Raw genomic sequence first — 13,398 nt, 5'->3', positions numbered from 1 at the left:
GTTTAGCGTACGACGATACCGCGCGCCGCCATGTAGGCCTTGGCCTCAGGCACGGTGTATTCGCCAAAGTGGAAAATACTCGCCGCCAGCACTGCGCTGGCGTGGCCTTCGATCACGCCGTCGGCCAGGTGCTGCAGGTTGCCGACGCCGCCGGAAGCAATCACCGGGATGCCCAGCGCGTCGCTGATGGCGCGGGTCACGCCCAGGTCGAAGCCGTTTTTCATGCCGTCCTGGTCCATGCTGGTCAGCAGGATTTCACCGGCACCCAGGGCTTCCATCTTCATCGCCCACTGCACGGCATCCAGCCCGGTCGGCTTGCGCCCGCCGTGGGTGAAGATCTCCCAGCGCGGAGTTTCGCCCGGGCCGGAGACTTTCTTGGCGTCGATGGCAACCACGATGCATTGCGAACCGAAGTGCTGTGCGGCTTCGCCGACAAATTCCGGGTTGAACACCGCGGCGGTGTTGATCGAAACCTTGTCCGCGCCGGCATTCAGCAAGTTGCGAATGTCCTGCACGGTGCGCACGCCACCGCCCACGGTCAGCGGGATAAACACCTGGCTGGCCATGCGCTCCACGGTATGCAGCGTGGTGTCGCGACCATCGACGCTGGCGGTGATGTCGAGAAAGGTAATCTCGTCGGCACCCTGTTCGTCGTAGCGACGGGCGATTTCCACCGGGTCGCCGGCGTCACGGATGTTCTCGAACTTGACGCCCTTGACCACGCGACCGTTGTCGACGTCCAGGCAAGGGATGATGCGTTTGGCCAGCGCCATGGTCAGTCCTCAGCCGTTGTAGGCGTCGCAGTAAGCCTGGGCTTCAGCGACATCCAGGGTGCCTTCATAGATCGCCCGGCCGGTGATGGCGCCGATGATCCCCGGCGCCTTCGCGTCCAGCAGCGACTTGATGTCGCCGAGGTTGTGGATACCGCCGGAAGCGATCACCGGGATCCTGGTGGCCGCAGCCAGCGCAGCGGTGAACGGTACGTTGCAGCCCTGCATCATGCCGTCTTTGGCGATGTCGGTATAAACGATGGCGGAGACGCCGTCGGCTTCAAACTGCTTGGCGAGGTCGATCACCTGGACGGTGCTGATCTCGGCCCAGCCGTCGGTGGCGACGAAACCGTCCTTGGCGTCCAGGCCCACGATCACTTTGCCGGGGAACGCACGGCAGGCTTCGGCGACGAAGGCCGGGTCTTTCACGGCCTTGGTGCCGATGATCACGTAGCTCACGCCCGCTTTCACGTAGTGCTCGATGGTTTCCAGGGAGCGGATACCGCCGCCGATCTGGATCGGCAGGTTCGGATAGCGCTTGGCGATCGCCGTGACGACTTCACCGTTGACCGGCTGGCCTTCGAACGCACCGTTCAAGTCCACCAGATGCAGACGACGGCAACCGCCTTCCACCCACTTGGCAGCCATGCTCACCGGGTCATCGGAGAACACCGTGGAATCTTCCATGCGGCCCTGGCGCAGACGTACGCAGGCGCCGTCCTTGAGATCGATTGCGGGAATAATCAGCATCTGGCAAACCTTATTCGATATTCAGCGTTGCTCGGGAAATCAGGGTTTCTCGAGCGCCCACAAGTCGCTTTCGATGCTTTCGAACCTTTCTTTAAGGTGCGTCTGCACATCGAAAATCGCCCTGTTGTAATAGTGCGGAGCAATTTCAGTGGTGAACAGTTCGAGGATTTCTGCGACCTCGAACGAGCCGAGCTTGAGCTCGAAGCGGTCTTCCATGAAACGCTTGATCTTGTCGGTGGCCTCACTCTCCTGCTGGGGAGTGAGGTTCAAGATCGGCGGCTTGACCTTCTTGGCCATTACCAGCGCCCGTCCCACGCGGCGAAGTTCTGCAGCAATTGCAGGCCATGGGTATGGCTCTTCTCCGGGTGGAACTGCACGGCAAAGCGCGAACCGTCGGCCAGGGCCGCGGCGAAGTCGACGCCATAGTGCCCGCCACCCACCACCTGGCGCGGGTTACCGGCGGCGATGTAATAGCTGTGTACGAAATAGAAACGCGCCAGGTCCGGCACTTCGTGCCACAGCGGGTGATCCACGGTCTGGCGCACTTCGTTCCAGCCCATGTGTGGCACCTTCAGGTGCTCGCCGTCTTCGTGCAGGTCCTTGCCGAAAAACTTCACCTGGCCCGGAAACAGACCGATGCAGTCGACGCCGTCGTTCTCTTCACTGCTGTCGAGCAAGGCTTGCATGCCCACGCAGATGCCGAGGAACGGCCGGTCCTGGCTGACTTCACGCACCAGGCTGTCGAAGCCCAGGCGACGAATCTCGGCCATGCAGTCGCGAATCGCGCCAACCCCCGGGAACACTACCCGGTCGGCTTCGCGAATCACGTCGGCATCGCTGGTGATCAGCACCTTGCCGGCACCTACGTGCTCGAGGGCCTTGGCCACCGAGTGCAGGTTACCCATGCCGTAGTCGATAACCGCGACCGTCTGCATTACAGGACGCCCTTGGTCGACGGCATTTGCCCGGCCATGCGGTCATCCAGCTCCACGGCCATGCGCAGGGCACGGCCGAAAGCCTTGAACACGGTCTCGATCTGGTGGTGGGTGTTGGTGCCACGCAGGTTGTCGATGTGCAGGCTGACCAGGGCGTGGTTGACGAAACCCTGGAAGAATTCCTGGAACAGGTCGACGTCGAAGCCGCCCACGGTGGCGCGGGTGTACGGCACGTGCATCTGCAGGCCCGGGCGGCCGGAGAAGTCGATGACCACACGCGACAGCGCTTCATCCAGCGGGACATAGGCGTGGCCGTAGCGACGGATGCCTTTCTTGTCGCCGATGGCTTTGGCAAATGCCTGGCCCAACGTGATACCGACGTCTTCCACCGTGTGGTGGTCGTCGATATGCAGGTCGCCCTTGCTGACGATATCCAGGTCGATCAGCCCGTGACGGGCGATCTGGTCCAGCATGTGCTCAAGAAAAGGTACACCGATATCAAATCGGGCCTTTCCGGTGCCATCCAGGTTGATCGAGGCTTTGATCTGGGTTTCCAGAGTGTCGCGCTCGACGGACGCCTTACGTTCGGCCATCACCAGCTCCGCAAAATCATTGGGCGAAAAAGGCAGCCATTATAGGGGCGCGGGCGCTAAACAGAAACATCGGAGGGGATAAGACTGATGGAGTGTCGGGGATAGACATGTCAGTACAAGTGTGGGGGCAGCTTTGCGTGGGAGCGGGGTTGCTCGCGAAAGCGGTGTGTCAGCCAATACATGTGCTGACTGATCCATCGCATTCGCGAGCAAGCCCGCTCCCACAAGGGTTACGCGGTGTTAGTGGAACAGGACTGCGGTTTTCTGCAGGGTGACCCACACGCCCCACGCCAACGGAATGCCCACCACCAGCCAGGCAGCCACCGCCAATGGCACGCTGCCGGAGGAGGCTTTCCACTCCAGCACGGTGCTGGAATCGGCGCCCTTGTCATGGCCCAGCGCCTGCTCGGCAGCCAGTTCGGCGTCGGTCATGAAGTACTTGTCTGCCACCGGCCGTACCAGCAGGTTGCAGATAAAGCCCAGCACCAGCAGGCCGGCGAGGATGTACAAGGTGATGTCGTAGGCGGCAGCGCGTTCAACGCCGATGCTCAACTGATACTCACGCAGGTAGTTCACCAGCACCGGGCCCAGTACGCCCGCCGCTGCCCAAGCGGTCAGCAGGCGACCGTGGATCGCACCCACCATTTGCGTACCGAACAGGTCCGCCAGGTAAGCCGGCACCGTCGCAAAACCACCGCCGTACATCGACAGGATGATGCAGAACGCCGCCACGAAAAGCGCGACGTTACCCAGGTGACCCAGGTTCGGGATCAGCGCGTACAGGGCAAAGCCCAATGCGAAGAACACGAAGTAGGTGTTTTTACGGCCAAGGTAGTCGGAGAACGATGCCCAGAAGAACCGGCCACCGATGTTGAACAGGCTCAACAGACCGGTAAAGCCGGCGGCGATGGCCGCGATGGAAGCCAGTTGGCCGGCATCCAGTTGGCCAAATGCCAGGCCGTTACCCAGCAACTTGCCGCCGAACACTTCCTGCAGCAGCGGCGAAGCCATGCCGAGGATGCCGATGCCGGCAGACACGTTCAGGCACAGCACCAGCCACACCAGGCGGAATTGCGGGGTTTTCCAGGCCACGTTCACGTGCACGTGACGGTGGGTGATCATCGCGTTGCTGGCTTTTTTCGCCGGGGCAGTCCAGCCCTCAGGCTTCCAGCCGGTCGGCGGAACGCGATAGGACAAGGCGCCGCCGATCATGAACACGAAGTAGATCACGGCCATGACCACGAAGCTCTGCCACACGCCAACGCTGGTCGGCGAGGCAAAGTGGCCCATCAAGGCGGCTGCCAGCGGGGCACCCACCATCGCGCCGCCGCCGAAGCCCATGATCGCCATGCCGGTGGCCATGCCGCGCTTGTCCGGGAACCACTTGATCAGGGTCGAGACCGGCGAGATATAGCCCAGGCCCAGGCCGATACCACCAATGACCCCGGAGCCGATCCACATCAGCCAGATCTGGTGGGTATAGATCCCCAGCGCGGAGATCAGCAGGCCGCCACACCAGCACAAGGCCGAAACGACACCAGCCTTGCGTGGCCCGGCGTGTTCCAGCCAGCCGCCCCAGATCGCCGCAGAGCAGCCGAGGAAGATGAAGAACAGGGTGTAGATCCAGCCCAGCATGGAGATGGGCCAGTCGCATTGTGACGAGAAGACCTGGCTGATGAAGCTCATGTCCGGCGCGCAGGCGACCGGTGCGGTGATCCCCAGCGCCTTGGACAACGGCAGCCAGAACACCGAAAAACCGTAGGCCATGCCGATACACAGGTGGATCGCCAGGGCGGCCGGTGGTACCAGCCAACGGTTGAACCCGGGCTTGGCGATAATGCGTTCCTTGGACAGGAACGCAGGCTGTGCAGCAGTATTACCCGCCGCAGTGCTAGTGCTCATTGGTGTTTCCCCCAGTTATTAGTATGTGTCCGTCGGGCGCTCTCTCCCTCGGCCTTACACGCAAGGCGTGGCCGTTTTGTTGAGTAAAGCTCCTTTTAAACGCGACGTTTAGTCGCAGACGGCAGACGAACATGCGCAGATTAGCATCTGTGGATGACAGAAAAACCAAACTGATATCACCTTTCTGGAGTTATCTGATTTGTTTGACGCCATGTAACGATCCCTAAACAGCCATAGGGCTACGAGCGTTATACTCTTCGGCTAAATTTTAAAATCGACATACAAGGACTCGCCCATGAAAGCGTTCGGCAAAATCCTGGGTCTGGTACTTCTCGGGCTGTTGCTGATCATTGTGGCTCTAGGCTTTGCCCTGACCCATCTCTTCGATCCCAACGACTACAAAGACGAGATTCGCCAGATTGCCCGCGACAAGGCCCACATCGAGCTGACGCTCAATGGCGACATCGGCTGGAGCCTGTTCCCCTGGCTCGGTCTTGAATTGCACGAGGCCAGCGTTGCGACCCTGACCAATCCGAGCCAACCGTTTGCCGATCTGCAGATGCTCGGCCTGTCGGTGCGCGTGCTGCCGCTGCTGCGCCGTGAAGTGCAGATGAGCGATGTACGTGTCGAAGGCCTGAACCTGCGCCTGAACAAAGACGTGCATGGCCACGGCAACTGGGAAGACATCGGCAAGAATGTGCCGGACCCGGCTACCGCCGCCACCACGCCTGCCGTGGCTGAAGCGGCCACACCGCCCAAGCCTGAAAAGCCGCCGCAGCCGATCCGCCTGGACATCGACAGCCTGACCATCAACAACGCCCGCGTCGAATACAACGACGAGCAGACCGGCAAGCAGTTCAGCGCCGAAAGCATCCAGCTGAGTGCCGGCGCCGTGCACGAAGGTGCAAGCATCCCGGTCAAACTCACCGCGTTCTTCGGCACCAACCAGCCGCTGATGCGCGTCAAGACCGAGGTCAACGGCAACCTGCGCATTCAGCGCGCCCTCAAGCGCTACCAGTTCGAAGACATGAAGGTCACTGGTGAAGCCACCGGCGAGCCGCTGCAAGGCAAGACCGTGACCTTTTCGACCCAGGGCCAATTGCTGGTGGACCAGTCTGCGAATATCGCCGAATGGACCGGCATGAAGTTGTCGCTGAACCAACTGCGCGCCCTGGGCGAGCTGAAGGTCAACGACCTGGACAAGACTCCACAGCTCAGCGGCGCCCTGTCGATTGCCCAGTTTGACCTGGCCAAGTTCCTCGACAGCGTCGGCAACCCGCTGCCACCGATGGCCGCCGGCAGCCTGAGCAAGGTCGAACTGGTCAGCCGCCTCAAGGGCACGCCGACCAGCCTGGCGCTTGAAGACCTCAACCTGAAACTCGACGACAGCACCTTCACCGGTCGCGTGGCCGTGGATGATTTCGCCAGGCAATCCCTGCGGGTGCAGCTCAAGGCCGATACGTTCAACGCCGACAACTACCTGCCGGCCAAGTCCGAAGCCGCCAAGGGCGCTGCGGCCGCGCGCCAGGCTGAAGTGCAGAACAGCGAAGCCGGCGCCATGGCGGCCGGTGGCACCACACCGCTGCCGGACGCCCCGACCAAGGCCGCCTGGAGTACCGACAAGCTGCTGCCGCTGACCCGCCTGCGCACCCTGGACGTAAACGCCGACCTGTCCTTTGGCCAACTGACCCTGAGCAAGCTGCCGATCCAGAATGCCGCCCTGAAAGCCTCCGGCCTCGATGGCCAGCTCAAGCTCGAAACCTTGAGCGGCGGCCTCTACAACGGTACCTTCCAGGCCAACGGCAACCTTGACGTGCGCCAGGACATACCGCTGCTGGCGCTGCAAACCCGCATCAAGCAGGTACCGGTCGAACGCATCCTGCAAGCCCAGGGGCAGAACCCGCCGGTGAAGGGCCAGCTCACCCTCGACAGCAACCTCAACGGCCGCGGCAATAGCCAGAAAGCCCTGATCGACAGCCTCAACGGTACCGCCAGCTTCGCGATCAACAACGGCGTGCTGCTCAACGCCAACATCGAGCAACAGCTGTGCACCGGCATCGCCCTGCTCAACCGCAAGACCCTCAGCGGCGACCAGCGCGGCAAGGACACCCCGTTCCAGGAACTCAAGGGCAACCTGACCTTCCGCAATGGTGTGGCCAGCAACCCCGACCTGAAAGTGCGCATCCCGGGCCTGACCGTCAACGGCGACGGTGACGTCGACCTGCGCGTGCTGGGCATGGACTACCGCGTCGGCATCATCGTCGAAGGCGACCAGCGCGACGTGCCGGACCCGGCTTGCCAGGTGGGCTCCAATTTCCAGAACATCGAAGTCCCGCTGCGCTGCCGTGGCCCGCTGGAACTGGGCGCCAAGGCCTGCCGCCTGGACAAGGACGGCTTGAGCCAGGTCGCCATCAAGGCGGCGGGCAACAAGCTCAGCGAGAAGCTTGAACAGAAGCTCGACAAGGTCAATCCACAGCTGAAAGACGCGCTTAAAGGCCTGTTCAAACGATGAGAAACGAGCAGTTTTCAACGGCGGTGCTCGACTGGTACGACCGCCACGGTCGCCATGACCTGCCCTGGCAACAGGGCATCACGCCTTACCGGGTGTGGGTCTCGGAGATCATGTTGCAGCAGACCCAGGTCAGCACCGTGCTGAACTACTTCGACCGGTTCATGGCGTCCTTGCCAACGGTCGAAGCCCTGGCTGCCGCGCCGGAAGACGAAGTGCTGCACCTGTGGACCGGGCTGGGTTACTACACCCGGGCGCGCAACCTGCAAAAGACCGCGAAGATCGTCGTTGCCGAATATGGCGGCGAGTTTCCCCGTGACGTCGAAAAACTCACCGAACTGCCCGGCATTGGCCTGTCCACCGCGGGTGCGATTGCCAGCCTGAGCATGGGCCTGCGAGCGCCGATCCTCGATGGCAACGTCAAACGCGTGCTGGCGCGCTTTACCGCGCAAGAGGGTTACCCGGGCGAGCCGAAGGTCGCCAAACAGCTGTGGGCCACCGCAGAGCGCTTTACGCCCCATGACCGCGTCAACGCCTACACCCAGGCCATGATGGACATGGGCGCCACGCTCTGCACCCGCAGCAAGCCCAGCTGTCTGCTGTGCCCGCTGGAAAAGGGCTGCGAAGCGCACCTGCTCGGCCTGGAAACCCGCTACCCGATCCCCAAGCCACGCAAGACCGTGCCCCAGAAGCGCACGCTGATGCCGATGCTGGCCAATGGCGAGGGTGCGATCCTGCTTTACCGTCGCCCCTCCACAGGCCTGTGGGGCGGTTTGTGGAGCCTGCCGGAGCTGGATGACCTGGCCGACCTGGAACACCTGGCCAACCAGCACTCGCTGGCGCTGGGCAAACACCAGGAGCTGCCGAGCCTGATCCACACCTTCAGCCACTTCCAACTGGCTATCGAACCCTGGCTGGTCCAGGTCCAGGAGTCTGCCCATCACGTGGCCGAGGCTGACTGGCTCTGGTATAACCTCGCCACCCCGCCGCGCCTGGGCCTTGCCGCCCCGGTGAAAAAACTGCTGAAGCGCGCGGCTGAAGTATTGAACGCAGGAGTTCCGTCATGACCCGCACCATCATCTGCCGCAAGTACCACGAAGAACTGCCCGCCCTGGAGCGCGCCCCGTTCCCTGGCGCCAAGGGCCAGGACATTTTCGACAACGTCTCCGCCAAGGCCTGGGCTGACTGGCAAAAGCACCAGACCCTGTTGATCAACGAAAAGCGCCTGAACATGATGAACGCCGAAGACCGCAAATACCTGCAGGGCGAGATGGACAAGTACTTTTCCGGCGAGGATTACGCCAAGGCCGACGGCTACGTGCCACCTGCTGAATAATTGATCAAATGTGGGGGTTGGCCCGTAAGCGACGGTAATAATTAAATATTTTTTGAAAACTTGCTTGACGACCCCCTGAAAAACCCGTTTAATGCGCCCCGTTGCCCAGATAGCTCAGTCGGTAGAGCAGGGGATTGAAAATCCCCGTGTCGGCGGTTCGATTCCGTCTCTGGGCACCACTAATTAGTTTCAGGTGGTGCAAATGTCATCTGAAACACACAAAAAACCCGCCTGGTGCGGGTTTTTTGTTGCCTGCCGTTTTTGACTCCTTCAGCCCCCGCCCCGCATCAACGTCAACACCGCAACCCGCTCCTGCTCGGAGATGTGAAAACCACTCTCCTCCACGCGCGCAATCCAATCCTGCGCCGAGAGCGACTCGCCAAAACGCACCAGGCGTCCGTAGCGCCTGAATACAGCCTCCAGCACGCTGATCATCGAGGGGTAGCTGCAGCCTCCGTCAAAACAGATGCTGAGGCCGCCAAGCCAGGAACGGCCGATCACGTGGGCACTACCGACGCTCTCGGCACCGGCATACTCAAAATCCATTTTTACTGCTTCCATGTCGCACCCAAACTCATCACCACGAAAGTACCCAAGCCTGGCAGGCGCCTGTTTTGCGGCAGGCTGCAAAGCGCTCCAATCAGACCAACCGGTCATCCAGGCGGCGACCATACAGTAAGACGATCCAAAGCGCCGGTTATCAACACCTCATTCCGACCCCATTGATCCATCCTTAATTCCCCAGTGATCGCCACTCTCGTCGGCGTCACCACCGACAAGGATGTCAAGGCGACTGAGTCACTTCACCAGGAACACCAGCAGCGGGTTGTCATTCAACCGCCCATTGAACACCGGCGCCATGTGTTCCAGCGGCGTGCCGCTGAGCAGTGCGGTTTGCTTGCGCTCCACAATCACCCAGGCGGGGCGCGGTAGCGTATCCACCAGCAAGGGTTGGTTGCGCCCGATGAACAGCGGCTGCTCGTCGTGATCCAGGTTCATGATGTAGCGAATCGCCCAGGTGTCCTTGGCCAGATCGACGAACACCAGGGTCCCGGGATTATCGGCACGCAGCTTTTCTACCGCGCTTACGAAGTTCCTGGTGTCGAATTGCAGGTCCTTGGCCGGCTCCACAACCTTCATCAGCACCAGCCATTGGGTGGCCAGCGCAATCAGGCTGAGCACCACCAGGCGCTGGCCGAGATTGCCCTGCAAACGGCGCCAGGCAACCACGGCTGCGAGTTGCAGCACGATCAGCACACCCACCAGCGCCGGCACTGAAACGTCCGGCCAGTAGCCGTGCTTGTGCCACAGATGCCGACAGACAAACACCACGGCAATACCCAGCACCGGCAGGACCGCCACCAGCCACTCATAGCCACGCCGCACGCCGAGCAACCAGCCCTGGGCCTGGAGCAAGCCATAGGCGGCCACCGCGGCAAACATCGGGACCATGGGCACGATGTAATAGGCGCGCTTGAAGTGCGGCACCGACAAGCCCAGCAAAATCATCAGGCCGCAGGCGGCCAAGCGCAGCATCAACTGCACATCGGCATCGTCGTGGCGGGCCGACCATTTGTGGCGCAGGGCAATCATCGTCGCCAGGGCCAGCGGCACCACCGGGAAATAGCGGTACAGGCTCAGCTTGAAGTAGAAGTAGAACGCCTCACCGGTTTCATCAAGGCGCCCGGTGAATTGCATCCGCAGCACATCATCGACGAAAGCATCGCCCCCGCTGATCCGCGCCAGTTTCAACAGCGCCCACCAACAGCCGGCCAGCAGGATCAAACCGACCACGCCGTGGGCAATCACCTTTTTCAGCAGTGCAATCCGCTCTTGCCGCGTACGAGCGGTGCCCAGCGCCCAGTAGACACAGGCCACCCCGCACACCTCGATCAACCCCAGCGGCCCGCGAATGGCAAACGCCACCACGAACAACGGAAAGATCGCATATTGGCGCAGCCGCGAGCCCAGGCGCTCACCGGTATGCAGCAGGTAGAAACACCCCAGGCACAACAACGAGATCATCTGGTCCAGGCACACCGAGCGCGACTTCTCCAGCAACTGGGCAGTCAATGCGGTGAGCAGCACCGTCAGCAGCGCCCACGCCCGGCCCGACGGCACCAGCAAGCGGTAGATCAGCGCCATGACCCCGGCAGACGCCAGGGCGGTGGGCATCACGTTAGCCAGGTCGTTGGGCGCGCCGAATAAACGGGCAAAGAGGTAGCTGAGGTAGGTCGCGGTGCCCGGATAGTCCGGGTAAGGCTCACCGTAGGTGGTTGGAAACAGGCTCGCACCGTGGCGAAACATCTCTTGCATGAACACGGCCCAGCGACCGTCGAAGCCCTGTGGCTGCTGGTCCCAGATGCCCAGGGTGAACAGCAGCAAGGCGATAAGGAAAATACCCAGCGATTCCATTCGAAAGCGATTGTGTTGATCCATTATTCAGCCTGTCAGGTGGGGTAAACCGGCTCATGTTGCCGAACGCCACCCTGAATAAGCCCTGAACGGAATCAAACATTCATCCGCCTAACGACGAGCGGGCCAGATCAGCAGCGGCAGCAGGCGGATATAGAGTAGCTCCCCTACCAATTCCACCAGGGTTTGCGTGATCACTGCGGCAGCAGCGAGCCCACGGATCTCTTCGGGTAACGCCAGCGCCAGCGGCAGCACCACCAGGGAATTACGCGTGGAGGCGCTGAAGGTGACCGCCCGCGCCGTGGGCGCCGATAGCTTGAACAGGCGCGAAGCCAGCGCCCCCATCAGCGGGGCCAGCAACAGGAAGCCGATATACACCGGGATCACCGGCGCCAGCAGGCCGATATCGCGGACCACGGCGGTGATCTGCGAACCGATCACCACCATCAGCACCAGCGCCATGGCCGGCACGGGCAGCCAGGCCCAGGCATCGTTCCAGGCACTGACGACCGGTGAGCGCCGGGACAGGGAAGTGGTCAGCACCGCCAGAATCATGGGGGCAACGATCAGCAGCAGGAAGGCCTCGACAAACGGCCCCACTGCAACCGCCACCTGCGACTGCGCCCCCAGCATCAACCCCAGGTAGACCGGCAACAGCAGCAGTTGCAGCAACAATAGAATCGGGGTCGCCGCCAGCATCAACCGCGAGTCACCCTTGCCGATATGGGTAAACACCACCACGTAGTCGATGCACGGCGTCAATAGCACCAGCAACGCACCCACCAGGATCGCCGGGTGTTCCACCAGGCCCCGAGTCAGCGCCCACACCAGCAGCGGAATCAGGATGAAGTTGGCCAGCAGCAATGCGGCCATAAAGCGTTTGTTGCCCAAGCCCTGGCGCAGGTCCAGAAAGGGGATTTGCAGAAACATCGCGTACATCAGCACGGCGATGGCGGGCGTAACCAGGGCAGCCACACCTTGAACCATGGAGGGCGCCAGCAGGCCGACAACGGCAGCCAGCACCACGCTGGCGAAGTAGATCGGGATCTGGTTTTGTTCGAGGGTGTCGCGGGTCATGGGCCGGCTCTGGTGGGCGAAAGGGTCTAAGCCTAGGCATCTGTGCCGCTCAGGTCGAGCCTCAGAAAAATCCCCGGGGTCTTCATAGCAGAAATTTGTTAGTTTCGACTTCTCATAAAACTGCGCACGGGCCTTTGACACCCCATCGAAAGCGCAATGATCGAGCCTGTTCATGAACCTGCCAGTCCGACCTCAAGCCGAAGCATTCCGCGAGCCCACAGCCGATGGGCATTCCATCGGCGGCTTCACATGGCGCCATCCGCGCACAGACGTTGAACGCCCGGTCGTCATCATCAACGCCGCCACCTCCGTACGCTGCCGTCACTACTCACGGTTTGCCGATTACCTGTTTGCCAATGGCTTCGACGTCATCACCTACGACTACCGCGGCATCGGCGAATCCCGCAGCGGCTCGCTGAAAGGGTTCAAGGCCTCATGGTCCGATTGGGGCGTGCTGGACTTCGAAGCGATCCTGCAGCGGGCCCAGCGGGAGTTTCCCGGGCAGCCGATTGATGTGGTCGGGCACAGTTTTGGCGGATGTGCGGCGGGGCTCGGGGCTTCCGGCGCAGTGATTCGGCGCCTGGTGACGGTAGGCGCGCAGTTTGCCTACTGGCGCGACTACGAGGCGAGCGGGCGCTGGCGGATGCTTGCCAAATGGCATGTGGTGATGCCGCTGGTGACAGCGGTTTTTGGCTACTTCCCGGGCAAGCGCATAGGCTGGCTGGAGGATACCCCGGCGGGCGTGGTACGCGACTGGAGTACGCCGACGCCGAGTTATGAAAAACGTCCGAGTGGGCGAGCCTTGCCCGAGTTGCCGTTTTCGCGGGTGAAGGCACAGATATTGGCCATCAGCATTACCGACGACCCGTTTGGCACGGTGGCGGCAATCGAGCGCCTGCTGGGTTACTTCGACGGCAGCGAGCGCACGCACCTGCGGATCGCCCCTGAAGATATCGGCGAAAAAGAGGTCGGACACTTCGCATTCTTTCGCAGCCAGTATCAAGATCGGTTGTGGCCGATTGCATTGGCTTGGCTGCAAAGGGGAGAGTTGGCCAACGGCACGCCGGGGCGCCAAGTGACGGATCGCACCTAGAAAGCCTTGGGATTTCTC

The 13,398-nt window shown here is 61.7% G+C and carries 13 protein-coding genes and 1 tRNA gene; 5 read left to right on the top strand and 9 right to left on the bottom strand.

Annotated elements, in window-relative coordinates; genetic code table 11:
* Positions 1–2 precede the first annotated feature (2 nt).
* From hisF to HX801_RS08990, 6 genes are all read right to left on the bottom strand, one after another.
* Positions 3–773 (bottom strand): imidazole glycerol phosphate synthase subunit HisF, encoded by a 771-nt coding sequence (gene hisF / locus HX801_RS09015; RefSeq protein WP_003218030.1) that lies wholly within the window; start codon positions 771–773, stop codon positions 3–5.
* Between the two features lie 9 nt (positions 774–782).
* Positions 783–1,520 (bottom strand): 1-(5-phosphoribosyl)-5-[(5-phosphoribosylamino)methylideneamino]imidazole-4-carboxamide isomerase, encoded by a 738-nt coding sequence (hisA, locus tag HX801_RS09010; protein WP_008435688.1) that lies wholly within the window; start codon positions 1,518–1,520, stop codon positions 783–785.
* Positions 1,521–1,559: 39 nt separating this feature from the next.
* On the bottom strand, positions 1,560–1,817 hold the full coding sequence (locus tag HX801_RS09005; protein WP_003218033.1) for a DUF2164 domain-containing protein: 258 nt from the start codon (positions 1,815–1,817) through the stop codon (positions 1,560–1,562).
* Positions 1,817–2,455, bottom strand: a complete 639-nt coding sequence (gene hisH, locus HX801_RS09000) for an imidazole glycerol phosphate synthase subunit HisH (RefSeq protein ID WP_003218034.1) — start codon at positions 2,453–2,455, stop codon at positions 1,817–1,819. The genes HX801_RS09005 and hisH overlap by 1 nt, the downstream gene beginning before the upstream one ends.
* The gene (gene hisB, locus HX801_RS08995; RefSeq protein ID WP_003218037.1) at positions 2,455–3,048 is read right to left on the bottom strand and encodes an imidazoleglycerol-phosphate dehydratase HisB; all 594 of its coding nucleotides are present in this window, start codon (positions 3,046–3,048) and stop codon (positions 2,455–2,457) included. Before hisB ends, hisH begins: the two co-directional genes overlap by 1 nt.
* A 240-nt stretch (positions 3,049–3,288) precedes the next feature.
* Positions 3,289–4,950 carry an OFA family MFS transporter gene (locus HX801_RS08990; protein WP_102367922.1) on the bottom strand — a complete coding sequence of 554 codons (1,662 nt, stop codon included), beginning with the start codon at positions 4,948–4,950 and terminating at the stop codon, positions 3,289–3,291.
* 295 nt (positions 4,951–5,245) lie between these two features.
* Between HX801_RS08990 and HX801_RS08985 the strand changes: the two genes are divergently transcribed.
* From HX801_RS08985 to HX801_RS08970, 4 genes are all read left to right on the top strand, one after another.
* Entirely contained in the window at positions 5,246–7,462 is a 2,217-nt protein-coding gene (locus tag HX801_RS08985; protein ID WP_177021917.1) for an AsmA family protein, read from the top strand.
* Complete coding sequence (gene mutY / locus HX801_RS08980; RefSeq protein ID WP_008435691.1) at positions 7,459–8,526, top strand: A/G-specific adenine glycosylase; 1,068 nt, start codon at positions 7,459–7,461, stop codon at positions 8,524–8,526. Before HX801_RS08985 ends, mutY begins: the two co-directional genes overlap by 4 nt.
* The gene (locus HX801_RS08975) at positions 8,523–8,795 is read left to right on the top strand and encodes an oxidative damage protection protein (RefSeq protein ID WP_087693327.1); all 273 of its coding nucleotides are present in this window, start codon (positions 8,523–8,525) and stop codon (positions 8,793–8,795) included. Before mutY ends, HX801_RS08975 begins: the two co-directional genes overlap by 4 nt.
* 103 nt (positions 8,796–8,898) lie before the next feature.
* Positions 8,899–8,974, top strand: a tRNA-Phe gene (locus tag HX801_RS08970).
* Positions 8,975–9,065: 91 nt separating this feature from the next.
* Here HX801_RS08970 and HX801_RS08965 read toward each other — a convergent pair.
* The 3 genes from HX801_RS08965 to HX801_RS08955 all read right to left on the bottom strand — a co-directional run bounded on the left by HX801_RS08965 (position 9,066) and on the right by HX801_RS08955 (position 12,287).
* Positions 9,066–9,467 carry a hypothetical protein gene (locus HX801_RS08965; protein WP_003218048.1) on the bottom strand — a complete coding sequence of 134 codons (402 nt, stop codon included), beginning with the start codon at positions 9,465–9,467 and terminating at the stop codon, positions 9,066–9,068.
* 126 nt (positions 9,468–9,593) lie between these two features.
* The gene (locus tag HX801_RS08960; protein ID WP_177021916.1) at positions 9,594–11,234 is read right to left on the bottom strand and encodes a glycosyltransferase family 39 protein; all 1,641 of its coding nucleotides are present in this window, start codon (positions 11,232–11,234) and stop codon (positions 9,594–9,596) included.
* An 87-nt stretch (positions 11,235–11,321) separates the two neighbouring features.
* Positions 11,322–12,287, bottom strand: coding sequence for an arsenic resistance protein (locus HX801_RS08955; protein ID WP_177021915.1), 966 nt, complete (start codon positions 12,285–12,287; stop codon positions 11,322–11,324).
* A gap of 172 nt (positions 12,288–12,459) precedes the next feature.
* On the opposite strand from HX801_RS08955, the gene HX801_RS08950 reads away from it, so the two are divergent.
* A complete protein-coding gene (locus tag HX801_RS08950; protein ID WP_177021914.1) occupies positions 12,460–13,380 on the top strand; it encodes an alpha/beta fold hydrolase in 921 nt (306 codons plus the stop codon).
* Positions 13,381–13,398: the final 18 nt, after the last annotated feature.

Origin of the sequence: Pseudomonas sp. G1002 (assembly GCF_013385455.1) — a bacterium.
GTDB lineage: Bacteria > Pseudomonadota > Gammaproteobacteria > Pseudomonadales > Pseudomonadaceae > Aquipseudomonas.
The sequence above is the reverse complement of the archived record's forward strand: the minus strand, read 5'-3'. Positions and strand labels throughout refer to the sequence as shown.

Bases quoted from the DNA above. Each gene is read 5' to 3' on its own strand.
- hisF (WP_003218030.1), bottom strand. From the start codon at position 773: ATGGCGCTGGCCAAACGCATCATCCCTTGCCTGGACGTCGACAACGGT.
- hisA (WP_008435688.1), bottom strand. From the start codon at position 1,520: ATGCTGATTATTCCCGCAATCGATCTCAAGGACGGCGCCTGCGTACGT.
- HX801_RS09005 (WP_003218033.1), bottom strand. From the start codon at position 1,817: ATGGCCAAGAAGGTCAAGCCGCCGATCTTGAACCTCACTCCCCAGCAG.
- hisH (WP_003218034.1), bottom strand. From the start codon at position 2,455: ATGCAGACGGTCGCGGTTATCGACTACGGCATGGGTAACCTGCACTCG.
- hisB (WP_003218037.1), bottom strand. From the start codon at position 3,048: ATGGCCGAACGTAAGGCGTCCGTCGAGCGCGACACTCTGGAAACCCAG.
- HX801_RS08990 (WP_102367922.1), bottom strand. From the start codon at position 4,950: ATGAGCACTAGCACTGCGGCGGGTAATACTGCTGCACAGCCTGCGTTC.
- HX801_RS08985 (WP_177021917.1), top strand. From the start codon at position 5,246: ATGAAAGCGTTCGGCAAAATCCTGGGTCTGGTACTTCTCGGGCTGTTG.
- mutY (WP_008435691.1), top strand. From the start codon at position 7,459: ATGAGAAACGAGCAGTTTTCAACGGCGGTGCTCGACTGGTACGACCGC.
- HX801_RS08975 (WP_087693327.1), top strand. From the start codon at position 8,523: ATGACCCGCACCATCATCTGCCGCAAGTACCACGAAGAACTGCCCGCC.
- HX801_RS08965 (WP_003218048.1), bottom strand. From the start codon at position 9,467: ATGGTCGCCGCCTGGATGACCGGTTGGTCTGATTGGAGCGCTTTGCAG.
- HX801_RS08960 (WP_177021916.1), bottom strand. From the start codon at position 11,234: ATGGATCAACACAATCGCTTTCGAATGGAATCGCTGGGTATTTTCCTT.
- HX801_RS08955 (WP_177021915.1), bottom strand. From the start codon at position 12,287: ATGACCCGCGACACCCTCGAACAAAACCAGATCCCGATCTACTTCGCC.
- HX801_RS08950 (WP_177021914.1), top strand. From the start codon at position 12,460: ATGAACCTGCCAGTCCGACCTCAAGCCGAAGCATTCCGCGAGCCCACA.